This is a genomic window from Agrilactobacillus fermenti (assembly GCF_047943045.1).
Taxonomy (GTDB): Bacteria; Bacillota; Bacilli; order Lactobacillales; family Lactobacillaceae; genus Agrilactobacillus; species Agrilactobacillus fermenti.
Genome location: NZ_CP181347.1, coordinates 333,036 through 354,909 on the forward strand (window position 1 = coordinate 333,036; position 21,874 = coordinate 354,909).

At 41.1% G+C, this 21,874-nt stretch carries 21 protein-coding genes and 4 pseudogenes; 16 read left to right on the top strand and 9 right to left on the bottom strand.

Features of this window, described 5'->3' with window-relative positions; translation table 11 throughout:
• The first annotated feature begins 149 nt into the window (after positions 1 to 149).
• Both ACNAN0_RS01475 and ACNAN0_RS01480 read left to right on the top strand, forming a co-directional pair.
• Positions 150 to 1,166 (top strand): IS30 family transposase, encoded by a 1,017-nt coding sequence (locus tag ACNAN0_RS01475; protein WP_230913823.1) that lies wholly within the window; start codon positions 150 to 152, stop codon positions 1,164 to 1,166.
• A gap of 79 nt (positions 1,167 to 1,245) precedes the next feature.
• Positions 1,246 to 1,635 (top strand): hypothetical protein, encoded by a 390-nt coding sequence (locus ACNAN0_RS01480; RefSeq protein WP_003645575.1) that lies wholly within the window; start codon positions 1,246 to 1,248, stop codon positions 1,633 to 1,635.
• An 87-nt stretch (positions 1,636 to 1,722) separates the two neighbouring features.
• On the opposite strand, the gene ACNAN0_RS01485 is transcribed toward ACNAN0_RS01480, so the two are convergent.
• Positions 1,723 to 3,408 carry an IS1182 family transposase gene (locus tag ACNAN0_RS01485; protein ID WP_416353659.1) on the bottom strand — a complete coding sequence of 562 codons (1,686 nt, stop codon included), beginning with the start codon at positions 3,406 to 3,408 and terminating at the stop codon, positions 1,723 to 1,725.
• A gap of 173 nt (positions 3,409 to 3,581) precedes the next feature.
• Here ACNAN0_RS01485 and ACNAN0_RS01490 point away from each other — a divergent pair.
• The 3 genes and pseudogenes from ACNAN0_RS01490 to ACNAN0_RS01500 form a co-directional block, all read left to right on the top strand.
• Positions 3,582 to 3,922 (top strand): annotated as a pseudogene (locus ACNAN0_RS01490) (helix-turn-helix domain-containing protein); the annotation flags it as partial.
• Positions 3,901 to 4,863, top strand: coding sequence for an IS3 family transposase (locus ACNAN0_RS01495; protein ID WP_416354216.1), 963 nt, complete (start codon positions 3,901 to 3,903; stop codon positions 4,861 to 4,863). The pseudogene ACNAN0_RS01490 and the gene ACNAN0_RS01495, both read left to right, overlap by 22 nt.
• A gap of 105 nt (positions 4,864 to 4,968) precedes the next feature.
• Positions 4,969 to 5,490 (top strand): hypothetical protein, encoded by a 522-nt coding sequence (locus ACNAN0_RS01500; RefSeq protein WP_230914548.1) that lies wholly within the window; start codon positions 4,969 to 4,971, stop codon positions 5,488 to 5,490.
• 474 nt (positions 5,491 to 5,964) lie between these two features.
• Here the strand turns inward: ACNAN0_RS01500 and arsC are convergent, their stop codons facing one another.
• The 5 genes from arsC to ACNAN0_RS01525 are packed head-to-tail and all read right to left on the bottom strand — an operon-like array spanning position 5,965 to position 10,219.
• Positions 5,965 to 6,381, bottom strand: a complete 417-nt coding sequence (arsC, locus tag ACNAN0_RS01505) for an arsenate reductase (thioredoxin) (protein ID WP_004563097.1) — start codon at positions 6,379 to 6,381, stop codon at positions 5,965 to 5,967.
• A gap of 22 nt (positions 6,382 to 6,403) precedes the next feature.
• Complete coding sequence (gene arsD / locus ACNAN0_RS01510) at positions 6,404 to 6,739, bottom strand: arsenite efflux transporter metallochaperone ArsD (protein ID WP_230914547.1); 336 nt, start codon at positions 6,737 to 6,739, stop codon at positions 6,404 to 6,406.
• Between the two features lie 36 nt (positions 6,740 to 6,775).
• Positions 6,776 to 8,071, bottom strand: a complete 1,296-nt coding sequence (locus ACNAN0_RS01515; RefSeq protein ID WP_003582109.1) for an arsenic transporter — start codon at positions 8,069 to 8,071, stop codon at positions 6,776 to 6,778.
• 42 nt (positions 8,072 to 8,113) lie between these two features.
• Entirely contained in the window at positions 8,114 to 9,844 is a 1,731-nt protein-coding gene (gene arsA / locus ACNAN0_RS01520; RefSeq protein WP_202860989.1) for an arsenical pump-driving ATPase, read from the bottom strand.
• Between the two features lie 51 nt (positions 9,845 to 9,895).
• Positions 9,896 to 10,219: an ArsR/SmtB family transcription factor gene (locus ACNAN0_RS01525; RefSeq protein WP_003582114.1), complete on the bottom strand. Its 324-nt coding sequence runs from the start codon at positions 10,217 to 10,219 to the stop codon at positions 9,896 to 9,898.
• 72 nt (positions 10,220 to 10,291) lie between these two features.
• On the opposite strand from ACNAN0_RS01525, the pseudogene ACNAN0_RS01530 reads away from it, so the two are divergent.
• The 5 genes and pseudogenes from ACNAN0_RS01530 to ACNAN0_RS01550 all read left to right on the top strand — a co-directional run.
• Positions 10,292 to 10,399, top strand: a pseudogene (locus tag ACNAN0_RS01530) (ArsB/NhaD family transporter); the annotation flags it as partial.
• Between the two features lie 55 nt (positions 10,400 to 10,454).
• Positions 10,455 to 10,796: pseudogene (locus tag ACNAN0_RS01535) on the top strand (Tn3 family transposase); the annotation flags it as partial.
• 175 nt (positions 10,797 to 10,971) lie between these two features.
• A pseudogene (locus ACNAN0_RS01540) lies at positions 10,972 to 11,148 on the top strand (helix-turn-helix domain-containing protein); the annotation flags it as partial.
• 131 nt (positions 11,149 to 11,279) lie between these two features.
• Complete coding sequence (locus ACNAN0_RS01545) at positions 11,280 to 12,329, top strand: ParM/StbA family protein (protein WP_230914546.1); 1,050 nt, start codon at positions 11,280 to 11,282, stop codon at positions 12,327 to 12,329.
• 2 nt (positions 12,330 to 12,331) lie between these two features.
• The gene (locus ACNAN0_RS01550) at positions 12,332 to 12,607 is read left to right on the top strand and encodes a hypothetical protein (protein ID WP_003625713.1); all 276 of its coding nucleotides are present in this window, start codon (positions 12,332 to 12,334) and stop codon (positions 12,605 to 12,607) included.
• Between the two features lie 609 nt (positions 12,608 to 13,216).
• On the opposite strand, the gene ACNAN0_RS01555 is transcribed toward ACNAN0_RS01550, so the two are convergent.
• Both ACNAN0_RS01555 and ACNAN0_RS01560 read right to left on the bottom strand, forming a co-directional pair.
• A complete protein-coding gene (locus ACNAN0_RS01555) occupies positions 13,217 to 13,939 on the bottom strand; it encodes a hypothetical protein (protein ID WP_230914545.1) in 723 nt (240 codons plus the stop codon).
• Positions 13,940 to 14,009: 70 nt separating this feature from the next.
• Entirely contained in the window at positions 14,010 to 15,080 is a 1,071-nt protein-coding gene (locus tag ACNAN0_RS01560) for an acyltransferase (protein ID WP_230914544.1), read from the bottom strand.
• Positions 15,081 to 15,253: 173 nt separating this feature from the next.
• Between ACNAN0_RS01560 and ACNAN0_RS01565 the strand changes: the two genes are divergently transcribed.
• The 6 genes from ACNAN0_RS01565 to ACNAN0_RS01590 all read left to right on the top strand — a co-directional run bounded on the left by ACNAN0_RS01565 (position 15,254) and on the right by ACNAN0_RS01590 (position 20,892).
• Positions 15,254 to 15,988, top strand: coding sequence for a glucose 1-dehydrogenase (locus ACNAN0_RS01565; protein WP_230914543.1), 735 nt, complete (start codon positions 15,254 to 15,256; stop codon positions 15,986 to 15,988).
• An 83-nt stretch (positions 15,989 to 16,071) separates the two neighbouring features.
• Complete coding sequence (locus ACNAN0_RS01570) at positions 16,072 to 17,448, top strand: FAD-dependent oxidoreductase (protein WP_230914542.1); 1,377 nt, start codon at positions 16,072 to 16,074, stop codon at positions 17,446 to 17,448.
• Positions 17,449 to 17,699: 251 nt separating this feature from the next.
• On the top strand, positions 17,700 to 18,866 hold the full coding sequence (locus ACNAN0_RS01575; protein WP_230914549.1) for a cation:proton antiporter: 1,167 nt from the start codon (positions 17,700 to 17,702) through the stop codon (positions 18,864 to 18,866).
• Between the two features lie 43 nt (positions 18,867 to 18,909).
• The gene (locus ACNAN0_RS01580; RefSeq protein WP_416353660.1) at positions 18,910 to 19,188 is read left to right on the top strand and encodes a hypothetical protein; all 279 of its coding nucleotides are present in this window, start codon (positions 18,910 to 18,912) and stop codon (positions 19,186 to 19,188) included.
• Positions 19,189 to 19,331: 143 nt separating this feature from the next.
• Positions 19,332 to 20,159: an ABC transporter ATP-binding protein gene (locus ACNAN0_RS01585; protein WP_416353661.1), complete on the top strand. Its 828-nt coding sequence runs from the start codon at positions 19,332 to 19,334 to the stop codon at positions 20,157 to 20,159.
• Positions 20,149 to 20,892, top strand: a complete 744-nt coding sequence (locus tag ACNAN0_RS01590) for a hypothetical protein (protein ID WP_416353662.1) — start codon at positions 20,149 to 20,151, stop codon at positions 20,890 to 20,892. Before ACNAN0_RS01585 ends, ACNAN0_RS01590 begins: the two co-directional genes overlap by 11 nt.
• A gap of 252 nt (positions 20,893 to 21,144) precedes the next feature.
• Here ACNAN0_RS01590 and ACNAN0_RS01595 read toward each other — a convergent pair whose 3' ends face one another.
• The gene (locus tag ACNAN0_RS01595) at positions 21,145 to 21,864 is read right to left on the bottom strand and encodes an MIP/aquaporin family protein (protein WP_416353663.1); all 720 of its coding nucleotides are present in this window, start codon (positions 21,862 to 21,864) and stop codon (positions 21,145 to 21,147) included.
• Between the last annotated feature and the right edge of the window lie 10 nt (positions 21,865 to 21,874).

The window sequence follows — 21,874 nt, forward strand, 5'->3', positions numbered from 1 at the left end:
CAAAACATTGAAATACTTATTTGAATGTTTTGTAGAAATAATCGTTTCTCCAGTTTACAATTCAAGTGCAACACCCTGACGACTAGACCATAAAGGCCATGAAGACCTATTCTTGTTAGTGCTAGCTAAACAAGAAAGCAGGAATCTTCATGACCCACGCTCAGACTAATACCCACAAGCATTACCAACAACTCAGTTTTAGCGACCGTGCTACAATTCAGGCCCTTCAGGCTGCTGGCGACACCGCGACCGTGATTGCACAGAAGCTTCATCGCAGTAAAGCGACAATCTCACGAGAAATCACGCGTGGATCTGTAACTCAGCTCGACTCGAAGCGTCACTCGCATCAAGTCTATCTTGCGGAAACTGCCCAAGCCATGCACGACCGTAAACGCGATAGAACCGGTCACTACGCCTTTCTTAAGACCGGCCGTGCGTTCTTCAAGGCTCTCGCCAGGAAGCTTACTCGTAAGCCGCGCGTACACAGCGTTGATAGCTTCGTACACTTCTATCGCGACCAGGGCAAGGCTTGCCCTTCAACGACAACTGTGTATCGCTACATCGACGCCGGGCTGCTTGAGCTAGACAACATGACACTTCCCAAGAAGCTCCGACGCCGCATCAAAGGCTATAAGAACGCCCACAAGCGCAAGAATAAGAAGATATACGGCGACTCAATCGAGTTGCGTCCTGCGGCCGTGAATGACCGCACAGGCGTGGGACATTGGAAAGGCGACTTGGTCAAAGGTATTCGCTTAGCTGATGAGCCAGCATTAATGACGCTCACAGAACGGTACAGCCAGACTGAGATCATCGTCAAGATTCCTGACTATCATGCGGGCACCTGCCTTAAAGCCTTGCAGGACACGATCGACGACTACGGGGCCAAGGAATTTGAGAGTATCACTTTTGACAATGGTTCCGAGTTTGCCAAGTTATCAGAGATTGTTGGAACCCAGATTTACTTCGCACATCCGTACTTGCCTTGGGAGCGTGGCACAAACGAGAACGCCAATGGACTGCTTAGGGAATTCTTCCCGAAAGGGAAGTCTCTCAGAGCAGTTACCCTGGTTGAAATTCAAGCAGTCCAATCCGCACTGAACCATCGTCCCAGACGTATTCTGAACTATCTTCGCCCATGCGATTACTACCGATGCATGGCGTAACAGCCTAGACCACTATCAAGAATTCGTTATCATCGTTGCACTTGACTTAAAAATTGAGGAACTAATTTATCCGAAATATATGCAGTTAAATAATAGTCCACAAGTTTGCCGATTATTAGAGATTTTGAAAGCAGATAGTTGCAAAGCTTATGTAAAGCCAATTGACTTTACAAAATTATTTACAGAGTGCTTTTTTGTAACTGCTTCCCAAATCAATCCCCGAATTAAAGCACAACATGGTTATTTTATGTTTCAGCCCTTTCTTGAAACAACTTCTATTTCTACAATTCAAAATATGATAACTCAGCAATACGAACCTCAAAAAATAATTGTTCCAGCTACCTATAAAGATTTGATCCAAAAAGAATTAAGGCATCTAGGATATTCACGAGAAACCTTATTTCCAGATGAAGAAGCATTAGGTGTTAAATACAGTGAAACAATAAATTCAATTAATAATTCTCACTGAGCGCTTTACGAGGCTGGGACATAAGTCTTTTTATACAGCCTCAAACAAAAAATTCCTTGAGATTTGATCTCAAGGAATTTTTTGCTTTTATGTAGTGGCTGGGACATAAGCCACGCAAAATAAAATAATCGTAGTTTTCAGACTGATATTGAATCTGAAAACCACGATTATTTTTTTAACGATTGATTTTCTAAAAATAACATTGACTTTGAGGGTCAGTTTCAGCAGATTGGCTGCCATAATTGCAATTCCTGCTTCAGTAGTAACCTTTTCAATCCCACGAACCGAGGTTCGTAGGTACTTCAAATTAGCCTTCAGATTTCCGAAGAATGGTTCATCTTCGATTTTTCTCAAGGCATAAATTGCTTTTGTTTCATCATTATCTTTTAGTCTTTCACGCATTTGTTGTTTATGGTGTTCCCAATTGGGATTGATGTTGATCTGACGCAGGTTACCTCCAGGTGTATGAGCATAGTAATAACCCTCCGGGTCGTCATAATCTAGAGCACGATAGGTTCGAAGGTTTCGCACGAAACCACTCTTGTCTTTGCGGTGACCTTCTCTAATAAAGTGGAATTTGATGCCATGCTCGTCAGTATAGTGATCTTTGATCGGATCATAATCCCAATTCATTATTTTACTTGCATCACGTCGATAGGATCGAGTCTGCTCTTTTTCGAACATCCCGTAAGGGATCAGAGCTTGTGCAGTTAGTTGGTTTTCAATGTAGTTATAATTCTGTTCACTACCGTAGCCCGCATCTGCCACAATATATTTTATGGGTGTTGTTTGGAAATCCATAGATCGTAAAAATGGGATCAACGTTCTTTGATCAGCTGGCCGTTGGTTGATATCGTAGTATAGTGCAAACTGATTTTGAGTCGCGATCTGAAGATTATAACCTGGCTTCAACTGACCATTTTGCATCGCATCTTCTTTCATGCGCATGAAAGTTGCATCCGGGTCAGTCTTAGAAAAACTATTTCGGTCACCAAAAATTGCATTATTAGACTCGTATTTACTTTTTCTAGGTAGGTAGTCACTGTCGATCAAATGACGGTCGTGTTTGAATTTTCGCCGTAGGCGTTTGTTAGGTGAACCACCAGGAATGATTGGCTCTGTCGCAATCACCTGATCTAACCGTTCGATCTCGTTAGTCAACTGTTCGGATGCTTTTTCAAGTGTTTTTGAGTCTGTCTTTGGTGCTTCATCTGACATTGCCAGATCAACTTTATTTTGAACGAGTTCCTGGTAAAGCCTAGCAACTTTTTTATCTAATTGTCCTTCAAACCTTTCGGAGGCCTTGCGCCAGACAAAGGTATACTTGTTGGCATCAGCAAGTAGTTTCGTACCATCGATGAATAATGCACTATCATCGATCAAGCCTTGGGCTTTTAATAATTGTCGAAAGCTCAAGAACATTGCCTCTACCAATCGTTTCATCTGATCAGAGGAACGAAATCTATTGATGGTGCGGTAACTAGGAACGGTATCTGGATCACCGATCAACCATTTAGTCGGAATATTCTCTTGGGCCATGGCCTCTATCTTACGGCCAGAAAAATTTTGTCTGGTATAGGCAAACAAGATGACTTTTAAAAGCATTGCCGGATTATAAGCGGGGCGGCCAGAAGTCATGGCCTTTTCGTAAATTAATTTATCGGGGATCGAATCAACAAAATGACTAATGGCAACGGCAACGTGGTTTGATGGGATATTGATCTCCAAAGGGATTGATAAACACAACTGATTATTGTTATAATTTTGATACACGACAGTGTCCTCCTTTTCTTTCTAGAGTTTTGTCGCTTATAGAATAACATTGAGAGGCACTTCGTGCCTACATAAAAACAAAAAATTCCTTGAGATTTGATCTTAAGGAATTTTTTGTTTGAGGCTGTATAAAAAGACTTATGTCCCAGCCTCCTGCTAGGAGGAATCTAGCCATGAAGAACGGACGCAAGACAACACAACTTGAACGCATTGAGATTGCCGAGTGGGTCATCGTAAATGACATGGACTATACAGGCGCCACAAAACAGTACGATATCTCCTATGGACAAGTCTATGCTTGGGTCAAGAAGTTTAAACAAGGAGGCCAGAGGCCTTGGTCGACCGTCGTGGTAAAGCTAAGTCAGACGATGGCCATCTATCTGCCAATGAACGCCAATCATTAGAGATCAAACGTCTTAAAGCAAGATTGGAATATGTTTCAACGGAGAATGCCTTGTTAAAAAAATTCGCAGAGTTGGAAAGGAGCGAAAGATCCCACAGGAAGCATACTTAGCCATCAAAGAATTGACAAAGATCATTAATCCAGACACCCAGAATCTATATACTGTCAGTAATTTATGCCGCTTGGCTGAAATTTCTCGTGCGGCTTATTATAAATGGTGTCATCACGTTCCCAGTAAGCGCCAGCTTGAAGATGCCGCTATTGTCGCTTTTATCCAACAATTAGAAGAAGCGCATCACTATATTTTTGGAGTCAAACGATTAATGGTCTACATTGACAAAGAAACGCCTTATCATGCTTGTGCCAGTCGAGTGAGACGCCTGATGCATCTTCACCATATCCATGCATCGATCCGTATTGCCAAGCATGATCGTAAAGCTGAGCGCAAAGATATTATCTCGGGTAATAAACTACTAAATGCCCAGCTGGAACATGAGTTCCACCCCGATCGGATGGACCACACTTGGGTGACTGATTGTTCCGAATTAAGATATGGCGTTAATAATGAGCAACGTGTCCGTCTAAGCGCCATCAAAGATCTTTACGATCATCGGATCGTAAGTTGGGCTATTGCGTCGACGGAAACAGCAGAATTAGTCAGTAAAACGCTCGACTTAGCCCTACAACAAGTATCTGGTGCTAAACCAAAGATCGTACACAGTGATCAAGGTAGCAGTTATACTTCAGGCAGTTACAACCTAAAACTAGCCAGTTTAGGCATCACCCATAGTATGTCCCGTCCAGGGACACCTGGAGACAACAGTCCTATGGAGAGCTTCTGGAGTCACATGAAAGAAGAATTCTTCGCCTTTGAACAAGCGTATTCACAAGAGGAACTAGCGCTTCAGATTTCACGTTGTATCGATTGGTATAACAACAAACGTCGCCAAGAAACACTTAACGGCATGACCCCAACGAATATGGGTGCCATGCCGTTAAGAAAAGTGCATAAGCATTTTAATTATTTAAGTTGTCTACTTGACACGGAGTAGTTCCATCTTACACATGCAGACAATGTCTACGCTTTTCATGTATTTGAATTCACAGATCCGAACAACTATTCAAGTATTCGACGTGTTAAACAAGTAAATTTCATTGTGGATCAAAGCTTGGCTATTACTCTTGAAAATGTTAAACAAATCAGTAAGGATAGTCCTAATCTGAAAGATACCATCACATTTCCACAAGCAGATAGTCTTACGCGTGTTTTGGACATGCTGCAGCATTTACGGACTCCTAAAGATAAATTTGAATTAGGTAGTGACTACCAGTTTAATGAACGACAAGGTGATTATTATGGAAACGCTCTTCGTTATCTAGGATTTGCTAGCAAAGTTGAAAGAAAATTTGAGTTGACAAAACTAGGAAAATACGTTGCCGATTTACCTAACTCTGATAATAGAAATAAAATTATTATTAAACAAATCCTATCAACCAAATGCTTTAATTTAATATTCGTAAATACTCTTCATAATGGTGGTGAATTTGATAATGATTATATCGATCATGTCTTATTAGACAATGCTATGTCTGTGCGCAGTAGTACAACTGCAAAAAGACGACGTAGCACTGTGAAAAACTGGCTTAACTGGGTTTTAAGCACTGCTACTGCAGAATAGATAAGGAGCTGTATACATTGCTTTCCTAACTCGCAAAATTCTAAAGAGTTAACTGAACTGGAAAGGTCCCTGCATATCTAATCGCCAAGTGTGATGTAACTTAAGGTTATGTCACACTTTTTTGTTTTTTAATTACTGTTACTAGAACAATTCACACTAAAAATAAAAGTTACTCTTGATTGATCATACAGCCGTTAGGCAATTGATATTTATATTGTGCCTTTGCTCAATTTGAAAGTGACCCATTCTTCCCCCGTACACGAGAAGACAAAAGCTATGACAGAGTTTATATTTTTATTTAAGTAAGGGCCAACCAAAAACTTACACAAATACAATTAGAACATAAAGGGGTTAATGGAACATCCATACGAAAAGTAGCGGTAGGAAGCCGAACACTCAGAATGTTTGTTATCTGAATATACGGTTTTTTACCGCTATTTTAAAATTCGTATTGGTTACGGACCTACTGATTCCTCAGAGGTTACCGACTTTTGCTAAGTCAATAATCTGCTGCTCAATTTGATCTCTGACCTTCCGAAAAACTACTATTCTATCCTGTTCGGATCCAGCTGCTAAAGCCGGGTCTGGAAGTGGCCAATGCTTTTTCTTGACCGTTGGTGGGGTGACTGGACAGCGATCACGAGCGTCTCCACATAAGGTGACAACTAGGTCACTGTGAAGCAAATAATCGGGATCAATTAACTTTGATGTTTGCTGGGAAATATCTATTCCTTTTTCAGCCATAACTTTAACAGCCAATGGATTCAAGCCATGCACCTCGACTCCCGCACTGGCAACGCGCCAATCATTGCCTAAAATTTTTTTAGCGAATCCTTCAGCCATTTGACTTCGACAAGCATTTCCAGTACATAGAAAATAAATTTGTGTCATCATTAATCCTCCATCTAAACTATTAGTGAACCAAAGCAGCTACTAAATCCATGTCTAAGTAACTGCTAAACTCGTTAATGGTTGGGTATTCACCGGTTTTTACCAACTGACCATCCACTAACGTAATTGGTAAAGCATTTATACCCTGACGTTTTAGTTCTTGGGCAACAATCGGATTTCGAACAAAGGCATCGGGGTTCTGGGTTAAATTACGACGAATGAACATGGCCTGCCCCTGTGCATTCACACTGACATACCGCTGAATGGCCGTTGTTTGAATCAATTCCTTATCAACGCTGGGACCACAAACACCGGTTGAACAACACATTGCTGGTTCAAAAAGCTCTATTTTTTTCATTCTATTCATCTCCAAAGTAATTGTGATTTATATTTTCTAACCAAAAATCGATAATGATAACCAGAGGCCACATAGGGTAATAAACAACACTGGGATCGTGGTTACAATTCCAATTTTAAAATAAGTCCCCCATTTAATTTTAACTCCCTTTTGAGCTAACACATGTAGCCAGACTAATGTAGCCAAAGAGCCAATTGGGGTAATCTTAGGTCCCAAATCTGAGCCGATTATGTTTGCGTACACTAACGTATGATGGATGAGCCCTGAAACGTCAGCGCCTTTGATTGATAGTGCATTAATCATGACGGTCGGCATGTTATTCATTAATGACGATAAAAGTGCTGCTAAGTAGCCCATGCCCATTGTGGCAGCAAACCGACCACCTTTTGCGATTTCGGTAATGACACCTGATAATAATGTTGTTAGACCAACGTTCTGAAGGCCGTAGACTACGACATACATACCGATTGAGAAAAAGACAATGTTCCAAGGAGCTCCTTTAATCGCTGCCATCGCATTAACATGGGAACTTCTTTGACCAACTATCAGAAAAATAGCCGCAATACTCAGTGCGATAAAGGAGACGGGGATTCCTAAGAAACCGCTACTAAAGTAACCAATCAATAGGAGGATTAAGACGACCCATGAAAACTTGAAAAGTCGCTGATCTTTTAGTGCAGAACTGGGTTCCGCAACCTGAGTGGCATCAAATTTTCGTGGCAATGCTTTTCGAAAGTAAAGATACAGGATACCAATACTACCTAACAGCGAAAATAGATCAGGAATCCACATTCTTAACGCATACGCTGAAAAGGAAATTCCAAAAAAGTCTGCAGAGACAATATTTACCAAGTTACTAACAATCATTGGTAAAGAAGTGGTATCGGCAATAAAGCCACTGGCAATAATAAAAGGGAAAACTTGCTTTTCATCAAAGTGTAAGGCACGAACCATTGCTAAAACAATGGGGGTAAGAATCAGAGCAGCCCCATCATTAGCAAAAAGGGCAGCAACGACGGCGCCTAAGGTGGTCACCAAAATAAACATGCGAATACCGTGACCGTTTGCCCAGCGAGCCATGTGTAAGGCGGCCCATTCAAAAAATCCGATTTGATCTAAAATGAGTGAAATCAGAATAATAGCCACGAAAGATAAGGTGGCATTCCAGACAATTCCGGTAACTGTTCCAACATCTTTAAAACTCACCACGCCAAACAATAATGCTAAAATTGCACCACCAACGGCTGTCCATCCAATTGATAATCCTCTAGGTTGCCAGATAACGAATAATAATGTGAGTAAGAAAATTCCAACGGCAAAAAAGACTTGCATGATACCTCCTAAACTGATTAATTATTTTTTTCCTTTAATTAATTAAACCGTTAAAAGCGTTTTTTCGTAATTTGGTTGCCATTGCATAACAGCAAAATGATTATTCGAAAGCTCTTTTACCTGATCAATCCATTTAACTTCGCTTTGCACTCGAGCCAGCAAACATGGATCAGTGGTTTGAGTTGCCAACATACTTTGGTTGACCACCCACCAAGTATGAGCTAGACTGGCTCGCTTCAAATCGTCATCTAACCGCATTGATTCATAAACCGGCGTGGCTTCTGGTAGCGTTACCATAACAATTTCAGTTTGCTTAGGATCTTGTAGTCTTGGTAACAGATTAACGACTGCTTGTGGGACGCTGCCGGAAGTATGGGCAACTTCTTGAGCATAGCTTTGGGTCGAGTTTAACAGTAAGAGTGTATGACCAGTCGGAGCCGTATCAACCACAACGACGTCACTATCATTTTGGGCGACTAACTCAGCAAAAGCTCGGAAGACAGCAATTTCTTGAGTACATGGTGAACGCAAATCTTCAGCGACATAATCAACATCATTAGACTTCATGGTCTTTTTAGCAGTAGTGAGAACTTCGTTTTGATATTCTTTTAAAGACTTTTTCTCATCAATATGGCTCACCTTGATCAGCGGACTTGTGATTTTGAAGTATTTCAAATGATCAGCTGGGTCAGTGGTAGCCAAGTGCACGGTTTTGTGTTGAGCAGCTATCTTTTGGGCAATTTGAACGGCAACGGTTGTTTTACCAACGCCACCTTTGCCCATGGTGAAGATAATTTTTTTATTTGACTGCACTAAATTCTTCACGACAACATCCAGATCAGGAAAGTGACTAGCAGTAACCGGTTCCTCAGTGATTTGCGGCTGCTGGTCTTTCAATAGTAGTCGTAAATTAGCTAATCCCAATACGTTGTATGCTCGCAATGGGATTGCTAACTTGGGTAGCTGGTCTAAAGTGACTGGCATATTCTGCAAATCAGCTTGCTGTTGTTTAAAAATAGTCTGAGAAACTGCGTCGGTTGGCTGATTTAAGATACCGTTAATGATTAGTTGCTGGTTCTTAATGTTTAAGGCTGCCAACTCATGTGAAGCGCGTTGTGCCTCCAGAAGGGCGCCTTTTTGTGGTCGGGTAACTAAAAACAAAGTCGTCGCTTGAGGATTGCCTAAAGTTTCAACCGCTTTTTGATACATAGCTTTCTTATCATTTAAGCCAGCTAGTTGGCCGATACAGGATGCACCACGATCATTCTTATCCAGGTAATTACTCCAAGCAGAAGGCAATTGCAGCATTCTTAAGGTATGGCCGGTCGGCGCGGTATCAAAAATAATATAGTCAAATTGCTGATTAATCTTGGAACTAGTTAGAAAGTTGGCAAATTCATTAAATGCAGCAATTTCAACCGTACACGAGCCTGATAATTGTTCAGCCATATTCTGAATGGCTTCTTTGGGCAACACGCCTCGATAAGGTTGAATAACCTGCTCGCGATACTCGTTCGCAGCAATGACCGGATCAAAGTTGGCAGCAAACAAACCGGAAATGTTTGGAATCGGCTTTGGCTGATTGGTTAAACTAACTTTAAAAACGTCCTGCAAGTTACTAGCTGGATCAGTGGAAACGATCATAACTCGGTGACCAGCATCAGCTAAGCTAATTGCAGTGGCACTGGCAACCGTGGTTTTGCCAACCCCACCCTTGCCGGTAAAAAATAGGTACTTGGTTAAATTAATCTCTTGTGGCGAATACTTTTCCATCATTTTTCAGCTCCTTACATAGACACGTGTCTATGTATTACTTAAAAAAACTTAATTGGCAACATCTTTTTCACAATCAGACCGTTGGCAAAGGCAGTGCTCATCAGCGGCTAACAGTTGGTCGGTATTCTGTTTAAACTCTTGGACAAACCTTTTTTGTAGGGAATAGTGTTGCCATTTCCCGTCCTTTACCGCAAACACAATACCTGCATTTTGCAAAACCTTCATATGATGAGACAAAGTGGGTTGAGAAAAATCAAAATGCTGGAGGATATCACAAGCACAAAGTGATCCACATGAAAGCAGATCAATGATTTTTAGGCGGTTCGGGTCAGCCATTGCTTTTAGCATTTGAACGTAATTTTGATAATCCATTTTTTCTCCTTCCATTACATAGACGATCATCTATGTATAGTATAAGAGCTACTCCAATGGCTTGTCAACTTTGTTAAAACTAAATGGGGGACTTATTTTAAAATTGGAATTGTAACCACGATCCCAGTGTTGTTTATTACCCTATGTGGCCTCTGGTTATCATTATCGATTTTTGGTTAGAAAATATAAATCACAATTACTTTGGAGATGAATAGAATGAAAAAAATAGAGCTTTTTGGAACAGCTAAATAAAGGTGAAGCTCGGCACGCGCTTTGTCGAAACATCTTTTATGGTCGGAAAGGGAAGCTTTATCAAACGTATTTTGATGGTATGGAAGAACAACTAAACGCTCTCAGTTTAGTCACGAATGCTATTATTTATTGGAATACCGTTTACCTGGAAAAGATTGTGACGCAGATGCAATCAGAAGGGTTTGATTGTTCTGACGACATGATCGGCAAATTATCGCCACTGATGTTTGAACACATTAACTTTGTCGGTAAGTACACGTTCCAATATAATGAAGCGTTAGAAAATGGTCATTTAAGACCATTAGATGAAGCAGACGAAAAATAAGATTGTTCGGTTTTTAAAGTCTACCGCTACTTTTCGTACGAATGTTCCAGAGCTCTTTTTAAATAAAGCCAATATAAAAAATCAGAAACGCTGTTAAATCAACGTTTCTGATTTTTTGTTCGGGATCTTACCGCTACTTTTCGTATGGATGTTCCATTGACCCCATAAACTACTTCAGCAAGGTAAATATCATGGCCGCAAACCCCAATACACCCAAGACGATCCCCGCTTGCAACATGCTTTTAAGCTCTATCAAGGTGGTATGAGTGATGTAGATGTTGCCCGTAATACCGGCATTAAACGAACGACCTTTATCAGGTATCGAAAGAAATACAAGATTAAACGAAAATGACTAACAAAGCGGTGCTTTTTGTAATGCAACTTAATTTAGTTGCATTTTTTGTGATTCTGTTTATTTACAAATAGCATGTAATGTGGTATTTTGTATATACATAATATAATGCAAATAAAGGAGAATGCTTTATGGATATTTTTAGCTTAGATTTAGGAAACAAACAGACCAAATTAAAAAGTAGCAAAGCTGAATATGTACTGCCTTCAAGATATTTAAACCAAGCAGACATGCCGATGTCAGTTGGCAATTCTACAATGAATAATGACCTACACACTTATTCAGTCCCTTTTAGCGACGATAAGTACGTATGGGGTCGAGATATTGACGGACTTCACCTTGACGAATATTTAGCGGATACAATCATGTATGGTGCTCGATACGATAGTGAAGCATTTAAATTACTAGCCAATTTTGCGCTGGAATTACTAGCAAGTGATTTCAAAGCGGCTAAAGATCAAGTTTTAGAAGTAGTCGTCACTGCTGGACTTCCAACTGGAGATTATGCTGACCAAGGACAATTAAAAGCTTTATTAAAAGTCTTAGAGGGCCAACACCAAGTTACTATTGACGATAAAATCGTGACGGTAAGAGTTCGTAAAGTTTATATTTTGCCCCAACCAATCGGCACCTTATATAACGAATTACTAGATGATGAAGGCTTTATCCAGAATAAAGATCTATTAGACGAAAAAGTCGGCATTGTTGACGTAGGCGGTGGAACAATACTGATTGATACGATTTTAAACTTTGAGCTAAGTGGCAAAAATCGCCATCAATTTAATACCGGCGTAAATGATCTATATGAAGCCATTGCCAACGGGATTAATGGTGATACTAGCCTTTATCAATTAGAAAAAGATTTACGAATGGGAAACCAGCAACATCATTGGAGCTACCGATTTTCTAAAAATCGTCAAGATGATATTACTGATTTGGTTTGCAAGGAAATTGACCGGTTTACCCGGCGCTTAGTTGCTAATGTAACTTCAACGTTAAAGAACCTTAATAGTATTGATACTTTGTTCTTTACCGGTGGTGGAGCCAATTTGCTTAACCAAAAAATCTTGAATACTACTTTCACTAACGCAGTCATTGTTAAAAATACAGAAGTTGCTAATGTTAACGGCTTTTATAAGTACGGATTAAGTCAACAAGCTCAAAATGAAGGGAGCAAGTAATCATGGGAAAAGTTAAAACCTTGAACGTCCGACTAAATCCCGAGAAAATTGTCGACAAAGAAATCCTTGATTACTTTGATAAATCATTAATTCCTAAAACCACACTTGTTAAAACCGCTTTAATTCACGAAATTGAACGGTTAAAGGCTCAAGGTGATCCTTATGTTAAAGATGAACTAAAAGCTCCAGAAGCACCTAAAAATAGCACAGAATCACCATCTGATTCCAAAGAACGCTTGCAAGGAGGATTTAATGCCTTTTCAGACAATGATATTTAGAAAAAAGCTGGCAAAATATACAAAACCAAATAAAGTTGCCGCTAGGTAAGCGCTATGCTAGACTAAGATTAATTTAACAACCGAATAAAGAGATCAAGCTAAACAGAAAAATCCCCGATTCACGAGGAATCAGGGATTTTTGGTTTAGCAAGTAGCTACAGGACAGCTACTTAGATTCAGTCGATTTAGACCTGCAAGTTAAAATCGACTGAACATTGTTCTTAATTTGTAGGTTAATTATACCGCAAACCAGTCCAAAAGGACAAGTTAAGGATAGTTAAAAAACAAATTAAATCCAATGGACTAAGTAGCTAACTGGAGCTATTTAGTCCATTTTTTGTTGTTAGAAATTAAAAAAGTTGCCGAATGGGCAACCAAGAATAGACACATGCTGGTGAAACTACAAAGCCGATCACGACCAATGTTCGCTTTGTAATTCAGTTAGAGCATATCAGATTTGTATTTTAAAGCAAATCAAATGTTTTAGCAACTCTCTTTTGAGACAGCGTGTGTCAGTCAAGAAAGGGAGTTTTTATTATGACACAATTTAATTTTATTCAATCACAAAATGCTTATGGAACTAAGTTTTTTCAACTACCACAGGTATTATTATATGGCGCGCTTCATATAGTAGAGTGCCACAAGGTAAAGTATCTGTGACAAAACAAGTAAGCCTGCAATGATGACCATATGATAATGTGTATAACTATTTAAGTAACCGGCTAAACATAATGAACCCGGTGCTGCAATAACCGTTAATAACGGCTGACTTGAGTGTTGAACCCGCGGATACTTGAGCAAACGTAGAATCACAATAGGTAGTAAAAATAAGTACAGAATCAAGGCCAGATTCAATACGTCAATGCCTAATTGGCGGTTAAAGTGAGCTGCCGTTAGTGGTACCACACCGATCCCCACATAAACGATGAACCAGCTTGGTAAGATGTCAGTTAATTTTAACTTTTTAGTCAATACGAAGCGACCGGTGAAATAAATAAGCAATAAGAATTGAATGATAACACCAAGGTACCAAATAGTGGTGGCAACCATGCTGAGCATTTTTATCTGATTTAAAAATACCGCAAGTACCATCATGGCCATTGAAAAATTAGGTGCAACGGCAGCAATGGTTGGTTGTTTTAAAGCAGCTTTACTGTTCTGGGGTCGAAAAATCAATTTGGCTATTACAAGGCTCAAAAATCCTAGGGCAAAAATACTTAACGCATCACCCACCAATGGTAACTGATAACTTTTGGCAAGCGTACCCAAGGATGCGATGGCCAGAATCAAGCCACAAACGGGAATAGGTAATTTATCCAAAAAATATTGCAAAAAAATGATCTCCTTACATAAACTTTACCCATTCTATACCTTGTTCCAATTATTTTCCAACCGTGGTCAATTAGCGATCGTATTCACCGGCTAATAGGAACCTCACGATGGGGATCTTAGTGATTATCCAGATGATGCTTAGGGATAGCGTAGTCGCGATAACAAAATTAAGGCTTAATTGTAAGGTGATCGGCAAGTGCCACCAGGTATATAGGGGATCGGTAATTACTAGAACAATAAGGTTGTGGATCAGGTAGACCCCATAACTCAATTGCGCTAACGAACGGATATGGTGCTGCGTCCGGGCTGAAAGATTAAAGTCGACTTTTTGCCATAATAAAAAGATACCCACGGATAGGAAAAGTATGGGTAAAGATTGAACGTAATCTTTGAAGTGGTCATTATATTGATGCATTTGCAAACTGGCACCGTAAGTTTCAAGCGTGACTAATAAGACGAGCAAGCAATTAATCAAGCATAAATGCCATTTCTTGAGTTTGGTTAAACCGTAAGTCCGCAAATAATAGCCTAAAACAAAATAACCTAAGTAACCGCCGACTAAGGCCCAATAACTATTGAAGTTAAAGGCGACCTTGTAATTTTGCGGCACATAAGTTGCAATAGTTGGTAAGACACTGTTGGTGATCAGCCAAATGAGTAAAAAATATTGAAGCATTTTTTGCGACAAAGCTGTGATTGCTTGTCTGAGAATGGGTGAGAGGATATATAGCACAAACATGGGATACATGAACCACAGAGCTTCAGCAGTGGGGACATTCGGCATTGCAACGATGGCCTGCCAAAAGGATTGAGGTGTTAACGTGTGTTTATAACGACCATACACTAAAATGGCGATGATCGACCATAGTAAAAAAGGCATAAATAACTTTAAAATTCGATGCCGCCAGACATATTTCAGGTCGGCAGTGCGGCGGCTATGTAAGAGCAACGCGCCAGAAATCATGAAGAATAAAGGGACTGCTGGGGTGGCGATAGTAGTCAATAAATTAGCAATATGCCAACTGCTGGTACCAATTTTATCCCGGAGTGGGACAGCGCTGACATGTAATAAGATGACACCAAGCATTGAAATGATCCGAATGAAATCGATGTAAATGATACGTTGTGACTTTTCTACCATAAGACATATTCCTTGCTACATTAAAATTTATGAACCTATCTATTGTAGCATAAGCGGTTGGATTGATTGTGGCGGTGGTAATGAGAAATTGTACAATTGATTTAAAGTTGTAATCGTTTTCTTAAGGCTTGCCATCTTGCTATAATAACCTTAATAGCTAAGGAGGGTTTAAAATGGCACGTTTAAAAGATAAGGTTGCAATTATTACCGGTGCTGCCCAGGGCATGGGCGTGGCGCATGCGCGTTTATTCGCTGCTGAAGGTGCGAAAGTTGTTTTGACAGATATTAATGATATCAATGGGGCCAAATTAGTCGCTGAACTTGGACAGGATAAGGCTTTATTTGTGAAACAAGATGTCACGCAGGAAGTGGATTGGAAAAAGGTCATCGAAGCGACCATGACAAAGTTTGGCAAAATAGATGTGCTAGTGAACAATGCAGGTGTGACCTCAGCACAATCGATTTTTGATCTATCCGTTGCTGATTATGAAAAGATCTTTCGAATCAACCAGCTGAGTGTTTTCCTGGGTATGAAAAATGTTGCCGCCCAAATGCGTGAACATGGTGGTTCAATTATTAATGTTTCCTCGATCAATGGCCTAGTTGGCGGTGCAATTGGCTATACCGACACTAAATTCGCGGTTCGCGGAATGACGAAAGCGGCAGCGATTGAGCTAAGTCAGTATCACATCCGCGTAAATTCTGTTCATCCGGGCGTGATTGATACGCCGATGATTCATCAGTCGGATACTGAAGCTCAAGTTGCTCAATTTTTACAAATGGTGCCCCTTAAACGTGCGGCTAAGCCAGCGGAGGTTTCAGAGCTGATTGTCTATTTGGCTGCGGACGAATCAAGCTATACTACAGGTGCAGAGTTTACTGTAGACGGCGGCGTAACGGCCATGTAACGACTGAAACTTAGGCGTTAGTTTTGGCTTAGCGAGATGCTTTTAGATATAATTAGCGTACAATATTATTTGGAGGCAAAACGATGACCAAGATAGTTGTCATTGGCGCGGTGGCCGCGGGCACCACTGCCGCGACAAAAGCACGGCGCAATGATCCAGAAGCTGAAATCACAATTTATGATCGGGATATTGATATCTCTTACGCCATTTGCGGTATTCCCTACGCCGTTGGTCACGAAGTCGCCAACTTTGATCAACTGACCCCCCGGGACCCCCAATGGTTCAAACAAAATTATCAAATTGATCTAAAGACACGCCATGAAATCTTGGCAATTGATAGCAATAAGCAGACCTTACAGGTGAAAGCATTAGATACTGGTGCCGTTTTCACAGATCACTATGACTTATTGCTGCTGGCAACGGGCGCTCGTTACGGCATCCCAACCGCTTTTAAAGATATTGACGCTGATAATTTATTTCATGTGCGCAACGTGCAAAGCGGCCGTGAACTGGCAAGTTATTTAGCGTTGCATTCAATCAAAACAGCTGCCGTTGTTGGGGCTGGCTATGTCGGTTTAGAGATGACAGAACAACTCACGAAATTAGGCATTCAGGTGCAAATCTTTCAACGCAGTGCTCACATTCTTGGTAATTTTGATGGCGATATGGCTGAAATCGCTGAGACCTACGCACGTCAAAAGGGCATTTCACTGGCGTTGGCCGAAACGGTTACCAAGACCCAAGTACAGAATGGCCACATCATTGGTTTAGATACGAATCAGGGGCAGCATTATCAACCAGATATCGTGATTTTGGCTGCTGGCGTCAAACCAAACACGCGCTTGGCGGAAAGTATTGGTGTCAAGTTAGGCACGACCGGCGCAATTGCGGTCAATGATCGCTTCCAAACCAATTTGCCCAATGTTTATGCGGTGGGTGATGTGGCTGAAAGTTTCTCTGTCATTGATGGGCGCCCGCTTTGGAAACCGTTGGCAACAACGGCCAACAAAATGGGTCGGATTGCTGGTGATGCGATGACGGGTGGTTCGCTGCGACATCGAGGCATTTTAGGGACGAGTATCTTACGCTTCTTTGATTTAACAATTGCTCAAACCGGCTATACTGAAAAAGAAGCCCAAGCAGCCGGATATGATTTTCTAGTTTTGAAAGATAAGAAAACGAATGTTCCAGATTATATGCCTAAGAGTCAGACCATGACTTTAAAAACACTGGCAGATAAAAAAACGCATCGTATTTTAGGTGCACAGATTATTGGTGGCGCTGGTGTGGATAAACGAATCGATGTGTTGGCCACGGCTATGACATTTAAGGCTAAGGCGGAAGATTTATTCCACTTAGATCTGGCCTATTCGCCAGCTTTTGATACCACCAAAGATGCCGTGTTATATACTGGAATGATATTGACAGATCAGCTTGCGAGCGAGACAAAAGGCGTTTAAGCACTAACAAAAATGGCGATGAATGCGATTTTTCCATTCAAGTGATTTGTCGTTAGGTGAATTCAGTGCCTTTTGAAACGCGTTTAAATCAAAAAATCTTAGTATATTCGACAACACAATAAGAATCATTTATAATATAAAGTAAGTAAATAGTTATTTCGGTTGACGTAAGCTCAAGGTTATCGGCTTTCTCTGGGGTGAGAGAAGGCGGTTTGAGTTTGCGTTTTTTTGCGTGGAAGGATTGGATGCAGATGACATTTCTTGGTATTTTAGCTTTGATTTTAATTGCGACATCGCTAGTAGGACATTTTAGCGCGCGTATTGGGATTCCCTCAGTGATTGGGCAGCTTATCGTCGGTATTATTTTAGGACCGGCATTATTGAACTGGGTGCATCCTGATGAATTTATTCATATCTTTTCGGAGATTGGAGTCATCATCTTGATGTTTATGGCCGGCATCGAGAGTGATTTGGGCTTATTAAAGAAATACCTCAGACCCAGCTTTATTGTGGCTATTTTAGGTGTTGTTCTACCCGTTTTGGGCACTTTCGGTGTAGCTGAAATGTTTCAAATGAACTTTAAAGAAAGTATTTTTTTAGGTGTTATATTCGCCGCAACTTCAGTATCGATTTCTGTTGCCGTCTTGAAAGAGCTTAATGTGTTATCAGGTAAAGCAGGCGCCACAATTTTAGGTGCCGCCGTGGTGGACGATATCTTAGCCGTCGTTATTTTGTCAGTGATGGTTAGTTTATTAGGTGGCACTGCCGGTGATGCCGCCAGCAATGGTCCAGGCTTACTAGTGACTTCAGTGGAACAAATTCTTTATTTTATTGCCATTTACTTTGTGGTCAAATTCGTAGCGCCATTTTTTGCCAAAATCGGAGAGCGACTATATTTACCGGTGGGACAAACAATTATGGCTGTCATTTTGTGTTTTGGCATGGCTTATATTGCGGATCTCATTGGTTTGAGTTCTGTAGTTGGCGCGTTCTTCGCTGGTATTGCGATTTCCCAAACTTCGGCTAAGCAGGTGGTAGATGCCCATATTGAGCCCATCGGTTATGCGGTTTTTATTCCGGTTTTCTTCGTTAGTATTGGCTTGAATATGAAATTAGATGGCATAACTAGCGATATTTGGTTGATCGTAATTTTGACAGTTGTGGCGACCATTACGAAGTTGGTGGGTGCAGGTCTGGGGGCTTACCTATCCAAGTTTGATTTACGAACGTCTTATATGGTCGGGGCCGGGATGGTTTCTCGTGGAGAAATGGCCTTGATCATTGCCCAAATTGGGTATCAAGCAAAGCTGATTTCCAGTGAATATTATGCGGCGATTATTGCGGCGATTATTTTAACCACATTACTCGCGCCATTCTTATTGAAGAGTGCCGTGAAGCGTCAGCCAGAAACCAGTTAGGATAAGAAATGTATCTTTTGGCGACAATTATGAGGTGATCAATGTGGCCAAACGAATGAATTTTCCTAAATATGAGAGGTTATTGTTTCATTCTGTCCCGATTTTACTTGCTGGTTATACGTTATCAGCACCTCGTGTTAATTCTAGGTATGCCGTTCTGGTGGCAACGCTTGGCTTAGGGATTCCAATTCTAATTATCGGTTATTTAGTTTCAGAGTATTTTCGCCGAAAATTAGACAATCGTAAATTGCTCGTTTTTTTAGTGGTATTCTTCATCGTACTAGTGGCGCTAGGATTTATAGTTGGCGCACAGATAAGTTAATACCGGTAAATAGATAGAGGTTAGGATAAAATCAGTATTTTGTTTCTGGCCCTTATTTATTTTGCGCTCGCTTGTTAAAACGACTATACTGAATTCAAATTCTAGACGTAATGTAATCAATTATTGTCAATATGAGGTGTATGATGGGGGAACCAATCGAAGTTCAGCAATTGACAAAGCACTTTGGCAAACACAAGCTATTCAAGCAAGTTACCTTTACATTCAAACCCCAGACCACATACTTAATTACTGGGCCCAATGGTTCAGGAAAATCGACTTTGTTTAATATTGTGATGGGGTTGATGGGTGGCATTAGTGGCACGGTGCATACGCATCGGTTGACATTTGCCTATGCCCCCAGCCAATTAGAGCAACGCCCACAAACCGTTGCACAGTTTTTGCGAGCGTTGATTGCGGTTGATGTATCACCCCAACAAGCACGCCAAAAGTGCCAAACACTACTAACTATTTTTGGCTTACAGTCATACAGAAAGACTAAAATGATGGATCTCTCAACGGGGACCCGACAAAAGGTAAATTTAGTTCAGGCTTTCGTGCAGACAGCTGACATTTTAATGCTGGATGAGCCTTTAAGCGGGCTAGATAAAACTGCCCGTGAGCAATTGATCCAGCATTTACAGCAGCGGGATGATTATCAGAATATTTTGATTGCCAGTCATGAAATTCAGCCGCTATTGGTCATTAAGCCGACAATTTTACAAGTCGCAGGTGGTAAATTAGTACCCCAAACTGCTACAAAAACTAGAACGGACAGAGACCATCAAGCTTATCAAATTCAAGTCACTGAAGCGACACCCATGCGGCAATTACCCGAGACAGTCACTGCCGAGATGATTATTGAAAGAACTGCGCGGACGTTGGTCTTACGCGTTCCCGCCGTTCAGAGTGATAAATTGGTTTTAGAACTGATCCAAACAGGTTTTCATTTGGAGGTTGTGCATGCGATCTAAACTATTTGCCCCAAGTTGCTTTTTATTAGGCCTATTAAATCACAATATGCCTGTTTTAGGCGTAAGTTTGGTTTGGGTCGCTATTGTCGCGCTATCTTTTACCACTGGACCCCAGTGGTTTGCGCCGAGTTTGATCAGTTTGGCAACTTTTTTGTTTATCGGGCAAGCTTTGGTGGCTTATAGTATGAATCACAAGTTTGATGATCAACTTCAAAGTTTATTTTGGCTGCGGACTAAGCACTATTCAAATTTAATTTTTACCAAATGGTTGGCAGATTTAACTGTTGGCCTATTATTGGCTGGCTTTGCCGTTATCTTTGCGTTAGTGCGGCAGTTCAGTTCTAATGGGCAATTCTTTGGTAATACTTTTTCAAGTAAAGCCCTATTGTATGCGATTGGTGTGTACTTACTTTGCTTGCTATTAGGCACGGCACTAGGGTCGCTCTTCCAACGGGCAAAGCTGATTTCTGTCCGGATTTCAGCGGGGATCATGTTAGTGTTAGCGTTGTTCGGCACAATCTCCGCTTATATCCAGCAAAGCTATCCTTGGTTTAAATATATATCTTGGCTACTGCCACCAATTGGCACACACTTGACTGAAATGACAGCCAGTAAACGGTTAGTTTGGTCACAATTAGGATTCTTTTGCTTGGCAAGTTTGCTATATACCAGCGTCCTTTTTATCCTAGAATGGTTGGACTACCGCCAGCATAAATTGATTCGCAGCCTCTAATTTTTAGCTTAATAAAAAAATGAGTCTCTCAATACTAGCCATTGAGAAACTCATTTTTTATATTAGCTGAAGCTACCATCCTTTGTCACGCTCTAAACGCGTTCATACCATCAACTTTTTCACCCAACTACAACTGCCTTGAGGGGAAACCACCCTCAGCGCCAGTCTAGGTTGGTGCTCAAAAGTTACCCGATGGTATTCACGCTCTGATTAAACGCGCTCCGAAGCTGACCACCCTTTGTCACGCTTTGATTATGGGATCAGGTTAAACAATAAGGCGGCTACAGCGCCACCGGCTAATGGTCCAAGAATCGGAACCCAACTGTAGCCCCAATCAGAGGTGCCCTTATTGGCGATAGGCAGGATGGTGTGGGCGATTCGTGGGCCTAAGTCCCGAGCCGGGTTGATGGCGTAACCAGTGGTGCCGCCAAGGGAGAAACCAATCGCAACGATCAAACTACCAACAACTAATGGATTTAAACCATCAGTGAATTTGCCGCGGGTAAAGGCTAACAGACCAAAGACTAGAACAATTGTACCAATAAATTCACTGATGAAATTGAAGAACGGTCGCCGAATCGCTGGACCAGTGGCAAAAATGCCTAAAATAGCTGCTTGATCTTTAGTTTCTTGCCAGTGAGGATAGTAATGAAGCCAAACCAAGGCAGCACCGACAACCCCGCCAGCAATTTGGACCAACATATAGGGTAGCACGTAAGCCCAAGGAAATTTACCAGCAATGGCCATGCCTAAAGTCACTGCTGGATTCAAATGCGCAGGGCTGAGATAAGCTACTGCATAAACCGCAATCGTTACAGCCAACCCCCAAGCAATGGCGATCGCTAACCAGCCAGCACCTTCGGCTTTAGATTTTTTAAGCGTGACCCCGGCGACGACGCCATCCCCGAGTAAAACCAAGATGGCTGTCCCGATAAATTCGCCCCAGAGTTGTAACGTTAAGCTTGTATCCATAAATAGACCT